At 60.7% G+C, this 17,774-nt stretch carries 13 protein-coding genes; 3 read left to right on the top strand and 10 right to left on the bottom strand.

The genetic code is table 11. The annotated features are described in order from the left end of the window. Position 1 precedes the first annotated feature (1 nt). The 4 genes from FHT93_RS14910 to FHT93_RS14895 all read right to left on the bottom strand — a co-directional run bounded on the left by FHT93_RS14910 (position 2) and on the right by FHT93_RS14895 (position 5,259). Positions 2-811 (bottom strand): MipA/OmpV family protein, encoded by an 810-nt coding sequence (locus FHT93_RS14910; RefSeq protein WP_112542911.1) that lies wholly within the window; start codon positions 809-811, stop codon positions 2-4. 118 nt (positions 812-929) lie between these two features. After that, positions 930-1,508 carry a histidine phosphatase family protein gene (locus FHT93_RS14905; protein ID WP_183848153.1) on the bottom strand — a complete coding sequence of 193 codons (579 nt, stop codon included), beginning with the start codon at positions 1,506-1,508 and terminating at the stop codon, positions 930-932. Between the two features lie 48 nt (positions 1,509-1,556). Further along, positions 1,557-2,816 (bottom strand): cyclopropane-fatty-acyl-phospholipid synthase family protein, encoded by a 1,260-nt coding sequence (locus tag FHT93_RS14900; RefSeq protein WP_183848151.1) that lies wholly within the window; start codon positions 2,814-2,816, stop codon positions 1,557-1,559. A gap of 133 nt (positions 2,817-2,949) precedes the next feature. Continuing rightward, a complete protein-coding gene (locus tag FHT93_RS14895) occupies positions 2,950-5,259 on the bottom strand; it encodes a Tex family protein (protein ID WP_183848149.1) in 2,310 nt (769 codons plus the stop codon). 238 nt (positions 5,260-5,497) lie between these two features. Between FHT93_RS14895 and glyS the strand changes: the two genes are divergently transcribed. Continuing rightward, the gene (gene glyS / locus FHT93_RS14890; RefSeq protein WP_183848147.1) at positions 5,498-7,675 is read left to right on the top strand and encodes a glycine--tRNA ligase subunit beta; all 2,178 of its coding nucleotides are present in this window, start codon (positions 5,498-5,500) and stop codon (positions 7,673-7,675) included. Between the two features lie 47 nt (positions 7,676-7,722). Here glyS and FHT93_RS14885 read toward each other — a convergent pair whose 3' ends face one another. After that, positions 7,723-7,932, bottom strand: a complete 210-nt coding sequence (locus tag FHT93_RS14885; protein ID WP_112542906.1) for a 4-oxalocrotonate tautomerase family protein — start codon at positions 7,930-7,932, stop codon at positions 7,723-7,725. A 97-nt stretch (positions 7,933-8,029) separates the two neighbouring features. On the opposite strand from FHT93_RS14885, the gene FHT93_RS14880 reads away from it, so the two are divergent. Continuing rightward, positions 8,030-8,944: a LysR family transcriptional regulator gene (locus FHT93_RS14880; RefSeq protein ID WP_183848145.1), complete on the top strand. Its 915-nt coding sequence runs from the start codon at positions 8,030-8,032 to the stop codon at positions 8,942-8,944. A 32-nt stretch (positions 8,945-8,976) separates the two neighbouring features. Further along, positions 8,977-9,498: a DUF523 domain-containing protein gene (locus tag FHT93_RS14875; protein WP_183848143.1), complete on the top strand. Its 522-nt coding sequence runs from the start codon at positions 8,977-8,979 to the stop codon at positions 9,496-9,498. A 37-nt stretch (positions 9,499-9,535) separates the two neighbouring features. On the opposite strand, the gene FHT93_RS14870 is transcribed toward FHT93_RS14875, so the two are convergent. The 5 genes from FHT93_RS14870 to FHT93_RS14850 form a co-directional block, all read right to left on the bottom strand. Further along, a complete protein-coding gene (locus FHT93_RS14870; protein ID WP_183848141.1) occupies positions 9,536-11,359 on the bottom strand; it encodes a methyl-accepting chemotaxis protein in 1,824 nt (607 codons plus the stop codon). 279 nt (positions 11,360-11,638) lie between these two features. Then, positions 11,639-13,462 carry a methyl-accepting chemotaxis protein gene (locus FHT93_RS14865; RefSeq protein WP_183848139.1) on the bottom strand — a complete coding sequence of 608 codons (1,824 nt, stop codon included), beginning with the start codon at positions 13,460-13,462 and terminating at the stop codon, positions 11,639-11,641. A 348-nt stretch (positions 13,463-13,810) separates the two neighbouring features. After that, the gene (locus FHT93_RS14860) at positions 13,811-14,263 is read right to left on the bottom strand and encodes a plant virulence effector HPE1-like domain-containing protein (RefSeq protein ID WP_113014684.1); all 453 of its coding nucleotides are present in this window, start codon (positions 14,261-14,263) and stop codon (positions 13,811-13,813) included. Between the two features lie 198 nt (positions 14,264-14,461). Further along, positions 14,462-15,733 (bottom strand): phosphoribosylamine--glycine ligase, encoded by a 1,272-nt coding sequence (purD, locus tag FHT93_RS14855; RefSeq protein ID WP_183848137.1) that lies wholly within the window; start codon positions 15,731-15,733, stop codon positions 14,462-14,464. Positions 15,734-15,824: 91 nt separating this feature from the next. After that, the gene (locus FHT93_RS14850; protein ID WP_183848136.1) at positions 15,825-17,762 is read right to left on the bottom strand and encodes a DUF2207 domain-containing protein; all 1,938 of its coding nucleotides are present in this window, start codon (positions 17,760-17,762) and stop codon (positions 15,825-15,827) included. Positions 17,763-17,774: the final 12 nt, after the last annotated feature.

Genomic DNA, 17,774 nt, shown 5'->3' with positions numbered 1-17,774 from the left:
ATCAGTTCAGCGTGAAATTGAACTTGTAGCTTGCCGACACACCGATCAGGAACTGGTTCTTCGACCCTTTCTCCCGCACGAGGCTGCTGTCGGCTGCCGGACCAGCGAGGCGCTTATATTCCGCGAAGGCGCTCGTCGACAGGTTCTCCGTTGCGTTCCAGGTGAGTGCGGTGCCGGCACCGTACGACTGGATGCCGCCCGAGGGATCATATGGCTTCAGTCCGCTTGCAGCCGACTGCGCTTCGTTGACGCCATAATAGGAATGGAAATAGCCGCTGGTCGCAAAGGTGGCACGCGGGCCTCCCGATAGCTGCAAATCGGGCGCGATATCGGTGAAGGCATCAAGAGCCACGTCGGCCACAAGCCCGTCATGCGAGCGGATGCCCTGGCGCACTTCGGCGCGAGCGCGCAGCCAGTCGGTCGGATAGACTTCCGCAAAACCACCGATTTCGGCGCCCCATTTGACCTTCTTCAGCCCGCGCAGATCGCTGTCGTCATCCTGGTCACGCTGCGGCACGTAGCGGCCGACGATACCGGCGCGGAAGCGGCTGTTATCAACAAGGGCGAACGAGGGATTGTCGTTGCGCGAGGAAAAACGCGGGCCGGGACCTTGACGTCCTGCAGAGATCAGCGGGCTGAACTTGAATTCGTTGGTCGACGCGCCTTCGAATTTCGGTGCTGAAAAGCCCGATACGCCGACTTTCAGATACCAGTCACCCGACCACCAATGGCCGCCTTCCTGAGCAGAAGCGGTGCTGAATGAAGCAAGGGCAATAGCTAAGGAGATCGATACGACTGATCGATTAAACACAATCCGCACTCCAGAAAAACGCAATACAAGAACGGCCGCGGACGGCGGCGGTCGCTACATTTATAGCGAGGGTGTTACGTCATTCTTAACCAAGAGAGCGAGATCGAGGGGATCAGAATTACTTCTGGTTCCAGCGGCGGATGACCGGCTCGGTCAGATCGTGCTCGTAGCCGAGGACACTGACGCTCGTTGTATCCAGAATGAAGCGGGAGCCATCCTCCGGCGGCAGGCCGAGCCAGCGGGCGCCGAGAACGCGCAGGAAATGCGAGCTCGAAAAGATCAGGATCGGTGCATTGGCCTCGCGCAGTTCGGCGATGATACGATCCGCACGGGCACCGACATTGCTTGCCGCTTCACCATCCGGGCAACCATCGCGAAAGAGCCGCCAGCCGGGACGCTTGGCGAGGATTTCCTTGGTGGTGATGCCTTCATAGGCGCCGTAATCCCATTCGGCGAGATCGGCCTTGATGATTGCGCCCTCCCCGAAACCAGCAAGCGCACAGGTATTGCGCGCCCTCTGCGACGGGCTCGACCAGACGGCGGATACCGAAAGACCTGAAAGCCGCGGAGCAAGCGCGCGTGCCGCCGCCTCGCCATTTTCGGTCAGCGGGATATCGCTGCGGCCAGTATGCTGGCCGGACCGCGACCATGCCGTCTCGCCATGGCGCACGATGGTGATTTCAGGAAATGCGCTCATATCCGTCTCTCCAAAAAGAAAAAGCGCGGCCCAGCCGCGCTTTCGACATCAGAAGGTGAATTTTTCCAGGGGTGGGCGCGTCGCCTCGAATTCCCGGAGCTTCGTCTCGTTTTGCGGAATGTAATTCCGGTTATCGGGCGTCGCAAACTGGTTCTTGGTGATCTGGATCTGCTCGATGAAAAGTTCATCCCAGCGGAAGCCCATTTCGGAGCCAGCCAGATAGAATTCCCACATGCGGAAGAACTTCTCGTCGTAAAGTGCCACCGCCTCTTGCCTGCGGGCCACGAAGCGCTCGCGCCAGTGGCGCAGCGTATAGGCATAGTGAAGAGGCAGCACTTCGACGTCGCGGGTCAGCAGGCCGGCCTTTTCAAGCGGAACCAGCGTTTCGGCGATCGAGGGAATATAGCCCTGCGGGAAGATATATTTCTCGATGAATGCGTTGGTGGCGAAACTCGGCTTCGGACGCGCGATCGAATGCAGCAGCATGACGCCGTTGTCATCCAGCAGTTCGTGCACCTTCTTGAAGAAGTTGCCGTAATTGCCGATGCCGACATGTTCGAACATGCCGACCGAGACGATACGGTCGAACTTCTTGCCCGTCAGGTAACGATAGTCCTGCAGCTCGAAGCGGACGCGATCGGTAAGACCGCGTTTCTGAGCCCGTTCGCGGGAAATCTTCAGCTGCTCTTCGCTGAGCGTGATGCCGGTAACATCAAGGCCGGGCGTCGATTCCGCGAGATACATGGCCATGCCGCCCCAGCCGGAGCCGATTTCCAGCACGCGCTGACCCGGTTGCGGATTGAGCTTGGCCGCGATGTGGCGCTTCTTGGCAACCTGCGCCTCTTCCAGGCCAATGCCCGGCGGATCGAAATAGGCACAGGAATATTGCCAGTCCTCATCGAGGAAGAGTTCGAAGAGCTTTTCCGACAGGTCGTAATGGTGGGCGACATTACGCTTGTTATGGTTGACCGGTATGCGGCTCTTGAGCTGCTGCATGGCGATGCGGCCGATGAGCAGGGCGGCCATCTTGAAATCGAAGATTTCGTTGGTGGTGTTCTGCTTCACCAAGGCGAGGAAGTCGTAGATGTTGCCCTGTTCGAGGATGAACCGGCCTTCCATATACATTTCGCCGAGCTTCAGCGTCGGATCGCGACGGATCGCATCCTCGGCTTCCTGATCGGCAAGACGAGCGGCAACCGGTTCCCCGGTGCCATCGCCAATCGTGTGGGTCTCGCCGTTGGCGAGCGTAAGGGTCAAAGAACCCTTGCGGACAATTTTTTGGACAATCGATAAGAATGCCGACGCCATGGACGCCTCGCAAATGTGACAGGATGGTCACATCAACTTAATAGCTCTCTTCTGCCTTACAAGCGCCGGATTTAGCACTCCGCAGATTCAATTGCCAAAGTGTGACATTTTTGCAAATATAGGGGCTAAGCCCTTATTTTCGCTTCATGGCTTCGGCGAGCGCCGCGCCGAATGCGCCCTGGCTCTGCGGCTTGGACTGTGCCGGCTTGCGGTCCTGTTGCGGGCGCTGGCCGGCATTTGGGCGCGACTCAGCACGCGGAGAACCCGCGGAAACGCCGTCATCCTTGCGCATGGAGAGGCCGATGCGCTTGCGCTTCACATCCACCTCAACCACACGAACCTTGACGACATCGCCAGCCTTCACGATTTCGTGAGGATCCTTGATGAAGCGGTCGGCAAGCTGGGACACGTGGACCAGGCCATCCTGATGCACGCCGATATCGACGAAAGCACCGAAGGCCGCGACGTTGGTCACCGTGCCTTCCAGCATCATGCCCGGCTTCAGGTCGCTGATTTCGTTGATGCCTTCGGCGAAGGTCGCGGTCTTGAAGCTCGGGCGCGGGTCGCGGCCGGGCTTGTCGAGTTCGGCGATGATGTCCTTGACCGTCGGCAGGCCGAACTTCTCGTCGATGAACTTGCGCGGGTCGAGCGCCTTCAGCGTGGCGCTGTCGCCCATCAGCGAACGCAAGTCGCGGCCGCAAGCAGCGACGATCTTCTTTGCGACACCATAGGCTTCCGGATGCACGGAAGAAGCGTCGAGCGGCTCCCTGCCATCAGGGATGCGCAGGAAGCCGGCCGCCTGTTCGAAGGTGCGCTGGCCGAGCCGGGCTACCTTCAGGAGATCCTTGCGGCTCCCGAAAGCACCATTCTGGTCGCGGTGCAGGACGATCGCATCGGCGATCGAGCGGCCGAGGCCAGAGACGCGCGACAGGAGCGGCGCCGACGCGGTATTGAGATCGACACCGACGGCATTCACGGCATCTTCAACGACGGCATCGAGCGAGCGGGAGAGCTTCGTCTGATCGACATCGTGCTGGTACTGGCCGACGCCGATCGACTTCGGCTCGATCTTGACGAGTTCGGCGAGCGGGTCCTGCAGGCGCCGCGCGATGGAGACGGCGCCGCGCAGCGACACATCCAGCTGCGGAAATTCAGCGGCTGCGGTTTCAGACGCCGAATAGACGGAAGCGCCGGCTTCCGAGACGATGACCTTGGTGGGTTTGGGCGCCGGAAGGGCGGCAAGCATATCGGTTACCAGTTTTTCCGTCTCGCGGCTGCCGGTGCCGTTACCTATGGCGATCAGTTCGACATTATGCTTGCGGATCAACGAGGCAAGTTCGGCCTGTGTGCCGCGCACATCGTTCTTCGGCGGGAACGGATAGACGGTCGCCGTATCGAGCAGCTTGCCGGTGCCATCGATGATCGCGACCTTGACGCCGGTGCGGATACCCGGATCGAGGCCCATCGTGGCGCGCGAACCGGCGGGTGCTGCCAGAAGCAGATCCTTGAGATTGCGGGCAAAGACATGGATCGCTTCTTCCTCCGCCCTCTCGCGCAACTCGCGCATCAGGTCGAGCGACAGCGACATGGAGAGCTTCACACGCCAGGTCCAGCTTGCGGCATCCATCAGCCAGCGGTCGCCGGGGCGCGACGCGCCGATTTCATAGGCGGTCGCAATCATGCGCTCGACCGGCTTGTTCGGCGAGGCGATCTCGGCATCAGCCTCGATCGTCAGCGTCAGCACTTCCTCATTCCAGCCGCGAAGCATGGCGAGCGCGCGGTGGCCGGGAGCCGTCGCCCAGCGTTCGGAATGATCGAAATAGTCCGAGAATTTCTCGCCGGTCGCCTGCTTGCCATCCACGACCTTGGCTTTCAGAAGTGCGGCATTGCGCAGATGGGCGCGCAGCTTGCCGAGCAGATCGGCATTTTCGGCAAAACCTTCGGCGACGATGTCGCGCGCGCCTTCGAGCGCCGTCTTCACGTCGGGCACGTCGGCGGTGATATAGGCTTCGGCGAGCGTTGCCGGCTCCTTGCTGCGGTCGGCAAGGATCGCCTCGGCAAGCGGGCCGAGGCCGCGTTCCCTGGCGATTTCGGCCCGGGTGCGACGCTTCGGCTTGTAGGGCAGGTAGAGGTCTTCAAGCTCGGCCTTGGTGGCGGCGCCCGAAAGCTTCGCCATCAATTGCTCGGTCATCTTGCCCTGGCCGGTGACGGATTCGATGATCGTATCGCGGCGGGCTTCGAGCTCGCGCAGATAGACCAGACGTTCGGCCAGTGTGCGCAGCTGCGTATCGTCGAGACCGCCGGTCACTTCCTTGCGGTAGCGGGCAATGAACGGCACTGTCGCGCCTTCGTCCAGCAGCTCGATCGCAGCCTTGGCCTGATCGGGCCGGGCATTGATTTCAGCGGAGATGCTTGCTGCGAGCGAACGAAGGTCAGCGGCCATGGGATTTCCTGCGGTTTGTTAGGGTGGGCGGACCATAGCGGCGAAAAGCGGCAAGGCAATGCCTCCCGCCGCTTTCCACAGTTGAAGGCAGCGCTCCCAGCGATTTAAGCGGCATGACTGAGGCGCAATTGAGCCTTCTTCTTCCTGTTTTTGCGGTTGTGCAGATGCGGCATTCTTTGGTAGCAGAGGCGACCATTTTTGATTGCCCCTGCCCTGCAGGCGCCAGGAAAAGAGTACCATGCCGAACCTGCTTCTCGAACTTCGCTCCGAAGAGATCCCCGCCCGCATGCAGCGCAAGGCCGCCGGCGATCTCAAGAAGCTCCTGACCGATGCCCTGGTGGAAGCAGGCCTGACATACGAAGGTGCGCGCGAATATTGGACGCCGCGCCGCCTGACGCTCGATATTCACGGCCTGACGGCCCGCTCCGCCGATGTGCGCGAAGAGCGCAAGGGGCCGCGTACCGACGCTAATGAAAAGGCGATCGAGGGCTTCCTGCGTGGCGCCGGCCTTTCCTCCATTTCCGAAGCGCAGGTCGTCAGCGATCCCAAGAAGGGCGATTTCTACGTTGCCGTCATCTCCAAACCGGGTCGCAGCGCGGAAGAGATCATCGCCGAAGTCATGCCCGGCATCATCAAGGATTTCCCGTGGCCTAAGTCGATGCGTTGGGGCAAGGCTTCCTCGCAGCCGGGTTCGCTGCGCTGGGTGCGCCCGCTGCAGTCGATCGTCTGCACCTTCGGCAGCGAGCATGAAGAAACCGTTGTCATTCCCTTCGAGATCGATGGTCTCGTCGCCTCCAACGTGACCTACGGCCATCGCTTCCACGCGCCCGAGGCGATCACCGTCAAGCGTTTCGACGATTATGTCGCGAGCCTCGAAAAGGCGAAGGTCATCCTCGATGCGGAACGGCGCAAGGATATCATCCTGCATGACGCTCGCGATATTGCCTTTGCCAGCGGGCTGGAGCTGGTCGAGGACGAAGGCCTGCTGGAAGAGGTCTCCGGCCTCGTCGAATGGCCGCAGGTGCTGATAGGCTCCTTCGAGGAGGATTACCTTTCGATCCCGTCGGAGATCATTCGCCTGACCATCAAGACCAACCAGAAATGCTTCGTAACCCGCAAACAGGGCGAAGAGACGCTTTCGAACAAGTTCATCCTCGTTTCCAACATCCAGGCGACTGACGGTGGCAAGGAAATCGTCCACGGCAACGGCAAGGTCGTGCGTGCGCGCCTGTCCGACGCGCTGCATTTCTGGAAGCGCGACCAGGGCAACCTGCCGGACCTCGAAACGCTGGAAGCTTCCGCCAAGAAATTCGGCCTCGACCTTGCCAAGCCGCTCGACCAGCGCATGGCCAAGCTCGACGCGCTGAATGTGACCTTCCATGCCAAGCTCGGCACGCAGGGCGACCGCGTCGAGCGCATCCGGGCGATGGCTGCCAAGATCGCCATGCCTGTTGGTGCCGATTACAAGGTGGTGGATCGCGCCGCGGTTCTCTGCAAGGCGGACCTGCGCACCGAAGCGGTCGGCGAATTCCCGGAACTGCAGGGTGTCATGGGCCGCAAATATGCGGCGCTGCAGGGCGAAGATGTCTCGGTTTCCACCGCCATAGAAGACCATTACAAGCCGCAGGGCCCATCCGACCGCGTGCCTGACGACAAGGTTGCGATCACGGTGGCGCTCGCCGACAAGCTCGATACGCTGATCGGTTTCTGGGCGATCGACGAAAAGCCAACCGGCTCGAAGGATCCGTTTGCATTGCGCCGTGCCGCGCTCGGCATTATCCGCATCCTGCTCGAAAAGCGTGCCCGCGTGACACTATTGCCGCGCATCATCTCCCATATGCAGCGCATCGACATGGATATCGGCGCCAATATTGCTACCGACGACCTGTCGCGGCAGTTCGACCTGCTCTCCTTCTTCCATGATCGCCTGAAGGTCTATCTGCGCGACCAGGGCGCCCGCCACGATCTTATCGATGCGGTCTTGACGCCTGAATCCGACGACCTCCTGATGGTCGCCCGCCGTGTCGAGGCGCTGACCGCCTTCATCACCTCGGAAGACGGCATCAACCTTCTGGCCGGCACCAAGCGCGCGACGCAGCTTCTGGCCGCCGAGGAGAAGAAGGGCACTGTCGTTGCGGACGGCGTTTCCGAGGCCTTGCTGAAACTCGACGCTGAAAAGGAACTGTTCGCGGCCATCAGCAAGGCTGCGTCGGAAGCTGCCGGCGCCGTTGCGCATGAAGACTTCCGCTCGGCCATGGAAGCGCTGTCAAAGCTGCGTGCCCCCGTCGACCGCTTCTTCACCGATGTGCTGGTCAATGACGAGGATGCCGCGATCCGAGCCAACCGTCTTGCGCTGTTGCGGATGATCCGGGCGGCGACCGGTACGGTGGCGGATTTCTCGAAGATCGCCGGCTGAGCGGCCGACAAAAAATGGGGCCAGATGGCCCCATTTTGCTTTTGCCCTTATCGTCCCTTTTGCATCTTGGCGATGGTCAGCGTTTCGCCGGCGCGGCCATAGCCGCCGTCGACGACTTCATCGACGAGAACCATCGTGTAGGGGCGGACGCCCTCCCCGAAAAAGTCAACGAACATGGCGGTCGTGCGGAGGATGATGTCCTCCTTCTGCTCCGACGTCAGGGTACCCTCGGGAAACTTGTAATTTGCGAATGGCATGATGAACTCCTGCCCGGTTTATGTTGCGACCGGGCGAAGGTAGCGCCGATCTCGGCATGCTTGAAATTGATATGGAGTATGTGCATTCATCCACGCCATGGATTTACATGGGATCGATCTCAACCTGCTTGTCGCCTTCGACGCGCTCATGAAGGAGCGCAGCGTGACGAAGGCCGGCATTCGCATCGGCCGCACACAACCGGCCATGAGCGCTGCCTTGGCGCGGTTGCGAAGCCTGCTGAAAGACGAGCTTCTGGTGCGAGGGCCGCAGGGCCTGCAGCCGACGCCAAGAGCGCTTGATCTCGCCGAGCCATTGTCACGCGCTCTTGCCGATATCCAGCGCACACTTGATTTCACTCAGGCGTTCGATCCCGCGACCTCCTCTGCTGCCTTCACGATCGGCCTCTCCGACCACCCGACTTTCGCGCTTCTGCCGCAACTCGTTGCGCATTTCGCCAAGGCGGCTCCGGCTGCAACATTACAGGTCCGGAATTTCAGCGCGCGTAACGATGCCATCGATCTCCTGGATGCAGGAGAGGCCGATGTGACGGTGGGCGTGCCGGCAACGAAAACCGGGCGCATTCTGACCCAGCCTCTGTTTGAGGAGCGTTTCGTCAGCATCGTCAGGAAGGATCATCCGGCTGCAGCCAAGGCGCTCGATCTCGACGCCTTTCTGGCTCTTCCCCACCTGCTCGTCTCGCCTGAGAACGAGCGTTTCGGCCATGTCGATACGGCGCTTGTCAAGGAGGGACTTCAGCGGCGGCTCGCGCTAACGCTTCCCAATATGTATGCCGCACCGCTCTTGATTGCCCGCTCCGACATGATCGCAACCTTGATGGCCGGTGTCGTGGCAGCCTCCGGCCATGCGCACGAACTTACCCTGTTGGAGCCACCGCTCATGCTGGAGCCCATCCCCTTCGTCATGTCATGGCATCGACGCAACGACGCCCATCCGGCGCAGCGCTGGTTTCGGAACTGCGTTGCCGAGGCTGTGCCTGACGTCAGGCGGTGACGCCTGCATGAATATCCATTAAAGCTCCCTCCATGGTGTCCAAGATCCTCGTCAGTGCCTGTCTCATGGGCCATGCCGTCCGATATGACGGACGCGCGAAACCTCTCGTCCATCCGGCAATCGAACGCTGGATGCAGGAAGGCCTGATCGTGACAATCTGTCCGGAAATGTCGGCCGGCATGCCGGTGCCGCGGCCACCTGCCGAAATCGGCGATGCGGCTGACGGCGAGGATGTGCTGGCAGGAGCTGCCCGCGTCGTGGAACTGACCGGTGGCGATGTGACAGAGGAATTCCTGCGGGCGGCGGAAAATGCCGTGCGGCTCGCGGTCGACAGCGGCTGCCGCTATGCGCTGCTGATCGACGGCAGCCCGTCCTGCGGTTCCGGTTTTATCTATGACGGCTCCTTCTCGGGCAACCGGCGGGCCGGGAACGGCGTTACCGCGGCGGCACTGAAACGGGCAGGCATTGAAGTCTTTTCCGACCGCGAGATCGACCGGCTGATCGAACGCATCGGCGTCAACGGCACGGCCGCCGGGGATACCGGCGGCCGCTAACTTCTTTCGTGATAAAATCGCTTGCAGTCGCCCCGTCTTAAGCGGCGCGGCGACCCTGATGCATGACCGGAGCCGCAGCGGCATTGCCGATGCGGAAGCCGCGGATGAGGTTCAGCAACTCGTCGGTATCGGCAGCCAGCGTCTCGGCCGATGCCGTGGTCTCTTCGGCCATGGCAGCGTTCTGCTGGGTGGCGGCGTCGAGCTGGTTCATCGAAGACGAGATTGAGCGCAGCGTCGTATCCTGCTCGGAGGCGCTGTGGGCGATCTTGGCGACGATTTCGTTGGCAGCCTTGATCTGGTCGGAGATGCGCTTCAGCGCTTCGCCTGCCTCGCCGACGAGGCGGACACCGTGGTCGACCTGGCTGGACGAACGGGCGATCTGATCCTTGATCTCCTTGGCGGCAGCAGCCGAGCGCTGGGCCAGTTCGCGCACTTCCTGGGCGACGACGGCAAAGCCCTTGCCGCTTTCGCCGGCACGTGCTGCCTCGACACCGGCGTTGAGCGCCAGCAGGTTCGTCTGGAAGGCGATCTCGTCGATGACGCCGATGATCTTGGTGATCTCGGACGAGGACTTCTCGATGCCGCTCATGGCTTCGATGGCCTGGGTGACGATCGCATCGCTGTGGGTGGCTTCGGTCGAGACCGAGTGAACCCGCTTGCTGGCTTCATGCGCACCATCGGCGGTCTGGCGAACGGCGACGGTCAGCTCATCGAGAGCAGCCGAGGTTTCTTCCAGGCTGGCGGCCTGGCGCTCGGTGCGCTGCGACAGCTCGTTGGAGGCACGGCGGATCTCTTCCTTGGCGACGCCGATGTCACCACCCTTGGCGCTGACCTGGGCCATGGCAGCTTCCAGATGCGAGAGCGCATCGTTGAAGTTGTCACGCAGTGCCGCATATTTCTGGCCGATATCGGCGCAACGCACCGTCAGGTCGCCGCGGGCGATCTGTTCCAGCGCCTGGCCGATGGTGCTGACGACGCGGGCCTGCAGCGAGGCTTCGTCCTGCTGATGGCGCAGGTTGCTTTCGCGCTCGCTCTCGAGAGCCAGCTGCTGGGCAGCCTCGCGATCCGACATCGCGTGGCGTTCCCGGATCTTTTCCTGCAGCGACTGCGTCGCCTTCGCCATCATGCCGACTTCGTTGTTCATGCCGGTATGCGGGATCTTCAGGGAGACATCTTCCTCGGCAACCGCCTGCAGCGCCGTGTGAACGTCCTTCAGAGGGTTCGATATGCCACGGATGACCAGATAGGCGGCCACGATGGCGATAAAGAACAGCACGATGCTGCCGGACAGTGCAGACAGGATCTTGTCGTTCACCTGGGCATCGAGATCGTCCATGTAGACGCCGGTGACGACAACGACCTTCCAAGGGTCGAAAGCCAGTGCATAGGCCGTCTTGCGATAGTCACCAACGGGCTGTCCCGGCTTGGCCGTGGAATAATATTCGACGAGACCGCCGCCCTGCTGCCCAACCTTGACCAGCTCTTCGCGATAGAGCTTGCCCTTGCTATCCGGCTGACCCTTGTTGATCTGCCCGACCTTCGAGGCGTCGTAGTGGAACATCATCTGGATGTCGTAGCTGTAGCCGAAGAAATAACCGTCGGGGTCGTATTTCATGGCGTTCAGGGTGGAATAGGCCTGCTTCTGGGCGTCTTCCAGCTTCAGTTCGCCTGAAGTCACCTTCGCCTGATAGAGCTTGAGAACGGAGACCGCGGACTGGACCTCCGAGCGCAGCATGTCGTAGCGCTCCTTGTAGATCGCATTGACCGAGGAGCGGACCTGGAGGGTGGTTGCGATCGCAAACGCGATCATCAGACCGACGACCAGCAATATAAGCTGTTTCGATATTTTCAAATTTTTCATGATGCCTCGCAACGGGAATGGGTGGCTGCATTCCGGTGCGGTTTTCTACCGCCTGTGCGAGCGCGCCGGATAAAGGCGACGCATCTACCGCTGCTAAAAGAACATGCTGCGACCGGTTCGCTACGATTGGCATTCATCCTATAATAAAGCTTTAATTTTATTAGATTTTAGACAAAATTTCCCTACAAATCTGGGGGTATACCAAAAGCAAAACCGCCGGATATTCATCCGGCGGTCCGCTAATATTTTGGTGATGAAAAGGCTTGCAGTCGCCCCGTCTTAAGCGGCGCGGCGACCCTGATGCATGACCGGAGCCGCAGCAGCATTGCCGATGCGGAAGCCGCGGATGAGGTTCAGCAACTCGTCGGTATCGGCAGCCAGCGTTTCAGCCGATGCCGTCGTCTCTTCGGCCATGGCGGCGTTCTGCTGGGTGGCGGCGTCGAGCTGGTTCATCGAGGACGAGATCGAGCGCAGCGTCGTATCCTGCTCGGAGGCGCTGTGGGCGATCTTGGCGACGATTTCGTTGGCAGCCTTGATCTGGTCGGAGATGCGCTTCAGCGCTTCGCCTGCCTCGCCGACGAGGCGGACACCGTGGTCGACCTGGCTGGAGGAGCGAGCGATCTGATCCTTGATCTCCTTGGCGGCAGCAGCCGAGCGCTGCGCCAGTTCGCGCACTTCCTGAGCGACGACGGCAAAGCCCTTGCCGCTTTCGCCGGCTCGTGCTGCCTCGACACCGGCGTTCAGCGCCAGAAGGTTCGTCTGGAAGGCGATCTCGTCGATGACGCCGATGATCTTGGTGATCTCGGACGAGGACTTCTCGATGCCGCTCATGGCTTCGATCGCCTGGGTGACGATCGCATCGCTGTGGGTCGCTTCGGTCGAGACCGAGTGAACCCGCTTGCTGGCCTCATGGGCACCGTCGGCCGTCTGGCGAACGGCGACGGTCAGCTCATCGAGAGCAGCCGAGGTTTCTTCCAGGCTGGCGGCCTGGCGCTCGGTGCGCTGCGACAGCTCGTTGGAGGCACGACGGATCTCTTCCTTGGCCACACCGATGTCACCGCCCTTGGCGCTGACCTGGGCCATGGCAGCTTCCAGATGCGAGAGCGCATCGTTGAAGTTGTCACGCAGTGCCGCGTATTTCTGGCCGATGTCGGCGCAACGAACCGTCAGGTCGCCACGGGCGATCTGTTCCAGCGCCTGGCCGATGGTGCTGACGACGCGGGCCTGCAGCGAGGCTTCGTCCTGCTGATGGCGCAGGTTGCTTTCGCGCTCGCTCTCGAGAGCCAGCTGCTGGGCAGCCTCGCGATCCGACATCGCGTGGCGTTCCCGGATCTTTTCCTGCAGCGACTGCGTCGCCTTCGCCATCATGCCGACTTCGTTGTTCATGCCGGTATGCGGGATCTTCAGAGAGACATCTTCCTCGGCAACCGCCTGCAGGGCGTTATGAACGTCCTTCAGAGGGTTCGATATGCCGCGGATGAAGTAGAAGGCAGCGCCGATACCGCCAACGAAGACGATGGCGCAGGCCGTGAGAGCCTTCCACATCGTCTCATTGACCTTGGCCTGCAGGTCGTCGAGATAAACACCCGTGCCGACGACGATCTTCCAGGGTTCGAAGGCCTTCGAATAACCGCCCTTGAGGAAGACCTGGTCTTCCGGCTGGCCGGGCTTGGTCCAGTAATAGTATGTACGGCCGCCGCCGGCCTTGCCATGGTCGACGAGGGCCTGGCTGAATTTCGCGCCCGTCTTGTCGACCTGGCCGCTCATGTCCTTGCCGAGATTGACCGGGCTCGGATGGAAGACCTGGATGACGTTGTAGTCGAAGCCGAAAAGATAGCCCGATGGCTGGAAGGTCACGCGCTTCAGAATGTCGAAGGCTTCCGCCTGGGCGGCCTCATGCGTCATCTGGCCGGCCTTCTCGCGTTCGTAGAAGGTGTTGAGGACGGAGATGCCCGATTCGACCTGCGTGCGCAGCATGTCGAAACGCTCATCATAGATCGCCTGCTCGGATGTACGGATTTCAAAATAGGTCGCGACTGCAAATGCAGCCATCAGAACACCGACCAGCGCAAAAAGCTGATGGGCAATCTTGAGCTTCTTCATGATTGACCTCACGGAAAAGGTGAAAAGCAATATCCCGGATCGGTCAACTCCCGACCTGCGCGCGAGAAATCGCGCGCCCAGCTAACGCGTTCATGCGCTCTCCGGTCCTCCCTAAGTAAAATTAGAGAGGATGACTAAATTATCATTTAACAAAGGCACGACTTCTACTCGAGCGGACTAGTAGAATTGATGGGTGTCTTCTTGCAGACTTGTATAAGTTGCAATCAAGTCGCGAATGCAATCATGTAAATTAGAATATACTTATTTTAATAGAAAAACGCACCCTGCTTCTGTTCAGAGTGCGTTCGCGGTGATCGAAACTGCGATAGGAGTGGCAAAAGGATCCGACTAGAAACGGAGCTCAAACGCGGAGACGTCGAGAGGCAAGGTTCCAACAACGCCAGCCGCCACCGGCTTGGCATCGCTGCCGATAACGGCAGCTGTCGCCACATTGTCGATGCCCTCGACGGGTGCCGACGGGGCCAGCGCAAGCATCTGCTCGGGCGTTGCCTTGCTCACGAAGAGGACGGGGGAACCACCCATCCAATTTTCGGTACGATAAATTTTCTTTTCTCCGTCGACATCACGGACCTCGGCCTGCTGGAAGGCGCCGGGAAGAAGTTCCGGCACCGAATAATCCTTCTTGGAGGCTTCCGTCTGAAGCGGCGGGCAGTGGTCGCAGGTTTCGGTAATGATGCTGCCTGTTTCCTTCGCCTTGCTCGGTCCGACCACTTCGATCGATCCCGCCATGACGGAACCAGCCGCCAGCAGGAATACCGCACTGAGGAAAATCCGACGCATCAATATTACTCCGTCTCCCTTGAGAGCAGCGACGGGAAAACGGTCCACCGCTCTCAGTTTGTTCGAGCATCGGCTGTCCGAAAACCGTTTCACACTTTTCGGTCCGATGTATTGGGAGCCAGATTAGCGCAGCTTTGTTTCCATCCCGTCAGAAGAAAGGGTAAAAATTTAGCGAAACGGACCGTCGTCCGCCCCCGCTTACGCCTTTTCGCGTTCGACTGCGCGCCAGCCGATATCGCGGCGGCAGAAGCCATTTTCCCATTTCACGCCGTCGAGAAGGGCATAGGCACGGTCCTTGGCCTCACCAACCGTGTGGCCGGTCGCGGTCACGTTCAGAACGCGGCCGCCGGTTGCCACCAGAGCACCGTCCTTCAGCGATGTGCCGGCATGAAACACCTTCTCGCCCTCGCCGGCGGCCGGCAGCGCGAGGATCGGGGTGTTCTTCTCATAGGAGCCCGGATAGCCTTTCGAGGCCATGACGACTGTCAGAGCCGGGTCGTCTGTCCATTCGGCCGCGACCTGGTCCAGGGTACCGTCAGCGCATGCAAGCAGCAGCGGCAGGAGATCGCTCTTCAATCGCATCATCAGCACCTGGCATTCGGGATCCCCGAAGCGGACATTGTATTCGATGAGTTCCGGCCCCTTGGCGGTCATCATCAGGCCAGCGAAGAAGACACCGCTGAAGGGATGGCCGCTGTCGGCCATACCGCGGATAGTCGGCTCGATGATCTCCTTCATCGTGCGTTCGGTCATATCCGCCGTCATGACAGGCGCGGGCGAATAGGCGCCCATGCCGCCTGTGTTGGGTCCGGTGTCGCCCTCGCCGACGCGCTTGTGATCCTGCGCGGTTGCGAGCGGCAGAGCATTCTTGCCGTCGCACAGGCAGAAGAAGCTCGCCTCCTCGCCATCGAGATAGGCTTCGACGACGACTTCGGCCCCGGCCTGCCCGAAAGCACCTTCGAAACAATCGTCGACGGCGGCGAGCGCCTCGTCAAGCGTCATGGCGACCGTCACACCCTTGCCGGCGGCAAGGCCATCGGCCTTGACGACGATCGGCGCGCCCTGCTCTCGGATATAGGCCTTGGCCTTCGGAGCATTGTTGAAGCGTTGATAGGCACCGGTCGGGATGTTGTAACGAGCGCAGATATCCTTGGTGAAACCCTTGGAACCCTCGAGTTGAGCCGCCGCCGCAGACGGGCCGAAGACCGCAAAGCCCGCGGCACGCAGCCGATCGGCAATGCCTGACACCAATGGGGCTTCCGGTCCGACGACGATAAAGTTGATCGACTTTTGCCGGCAGAAGGCGACCACCGCATCGTGGTCATCGATATCAAGGGCAACGAGCGTGGCATGTTCGGCGATGCCGGGATTGCCCGGGGCGGCATAGAATTCCGTCATCAGCGGCGATTGCGCCAGCTTCCAGGCGAGTGCGTGCTCGCGTCCGCCCGATCCGATCAACAGAACCTTCATGCCTGATCCCTTTCCTGCCGGTCAGGCCTCTTGACCTGGCCTGTTGGTCTGGCGGTTAAGCGGGAAGGCCAAAAAGGTCAAGCGGGAATGCTTACCAGCCCCCGCCTCCGCCACCTCCGCCACCGCCACCTGAGGAACCGCCGCCGGAAAAGCCCGAGGACGAACTGGAGGGCGGTGGGGACGGAATGGTGGAAGCAATGGTCGAGGCCATCGATGACGAGAAGCCGCCAATCCGGTCCGAAAAGCTGCCGCTATTGAAGTTGCCGGAATACCAGCCAGGATTATAGGCAGCCGCGGCAGCGCCCGCCGAGGCTGCGGCCAGCCATGACTCAAAAGTCCGCGACCACGGCTTTTCGACACCGAGCGCCACCGCGTAGGGCAGCAGGGTTTCGAAATGCTGCGGCGACATTTGCGGCGCGCCGGCCATGTTCATGCGGTCCTTTTCGGCGAGCGTCAGATATTGCCTGAGGCCATCCACGCCGGCCGTCATCTTGGCGCCGAGCGGTGTCGGAGCACCCATGATGAAGAAATAGAGGATATTGAAGAGCACGATGCCGCCGACGGCAAACAGCATGGGCGTTTCGTGAAATTCCATCAGTGATGAGGCGAGCGCCAGCACGACGCTCGATAGAATGCTCAAGCCCACGAAGACGGCGATCGCGATGGCAATAACGGCGAAAATCTTGCTCACGAGCGAGCCGCCGCGATGCAGTGCTTTCGTAAAACCCGCAACGAAGATGGACAGGAAGACGGAAATGCCGATCGGGATAACCATCAGTGCGATCGTATCCGGTTCCAGCGAACCGAAGACGAAGAGGCCCACCAAAGCCGCAGCACTCAGGATCACGCCGCCGGTGATATAGCCGGCATTGGAATTGTAGTATTTGCCGCGGTGTTCCCGTTCGATCGAGGAGCGGAAGCTCTGGCCGACGGATTTGACCTTCTCGCCGTGGGCCTTGTCGATGGTCAGCGTATCGTTGCTGCCGCCCACGGCTTTCAGGAGATCCGCCTCGCCTGCCTGCAGCTTCTCCTTGCCGAGCGGCTTGTCGGTGCGGCGTATGACGATGGCGTTCTTGAGGTCATCGAGCCGGACGTATCCGCGCACGGCGAGATCGAGAGCCGTGGCCGAAAGGGCCGTCCAGCCCTGACCGGAAAAACCTCTGTTGTCGATGTAGTTGACGAGGGCCGGCGAGATGCCGGAAGGTGGATCCCATCGCGGCACGACGATCTCACGCGCCGGATCACGGCCAACCTTCAGCCAGGAGCGCGTATAATAGAGGAAGACGAGCATCAGCCCGCCGAACCCAATGAAATAATCCCGGTTATCGGTGAACCACCAGGAACTTTCCTGATCGGCACTCGGTGGATCGATCGCCCCCTTCGGCAGCTTTGCGGCAAAGGTCAGCCCCTCGCCTTCACCGAGAGGCGCGGTGGTCGCGACAACCAGCCTGTTGTCATCGATGCTTGAGCGAGCATTCTTATCCGTGGCCCCGACCGGGCCGGTGAAGAACGTCACATCCTCTGGCGTCACACCTTGGGGAAAGGTGACCGTCGCCACGGCCGAGCGGATCGGGAATATCCAGCCATTGCCGGTGACGTTCCAATAAAGTTCGTCATGATCGTTGAAATAGCGGATCTGACGGTCGGTCCGATAGGTGAAGACATATTGGTGGCGGCCGGGAGAGATCGTGACATCTTTGGAGCCGGCATAAATGCGGATGCCGCCGGAGACGGATTCCGTATGCCATGGCTCGTCCCTGCCGTCACGCTTGACCGAGACGACGCCGAAATCGACGCTGCGACGCCGCCCGCTTGCATCCCTGAACGTCAGCGGAAAATCGCGGAAAATGCCTCGCCGTATGCGGTCGCCTTCGGCATTGACGGTGATCGTTTCCGTTACCGTCATCGCCCCGCTCTTTTCCACCTGGATGGCGGAATCGAAGGACGCGATGAATTCCGCACCGATCGCTGGCTGTGCCGCAAGCGCGAGCAATAGCGCGAAACAAATGCCGAAAAACCGCCGGACCATGTCCCCTCCCGA

Origin of the sequence: Rhizobium sp. BK379 (assembly GCF_014193955.1) — a bacterium.
Classification (GTDB): domain Bacteria; phylum Pseudomonadota; class Alphaproteobacteria; order Rhizobiales; family Rhizobiaceae; genus Rhizobium.
This window is presented reverse-complemented; position numbering and strand designations above follow the sequence as displayed.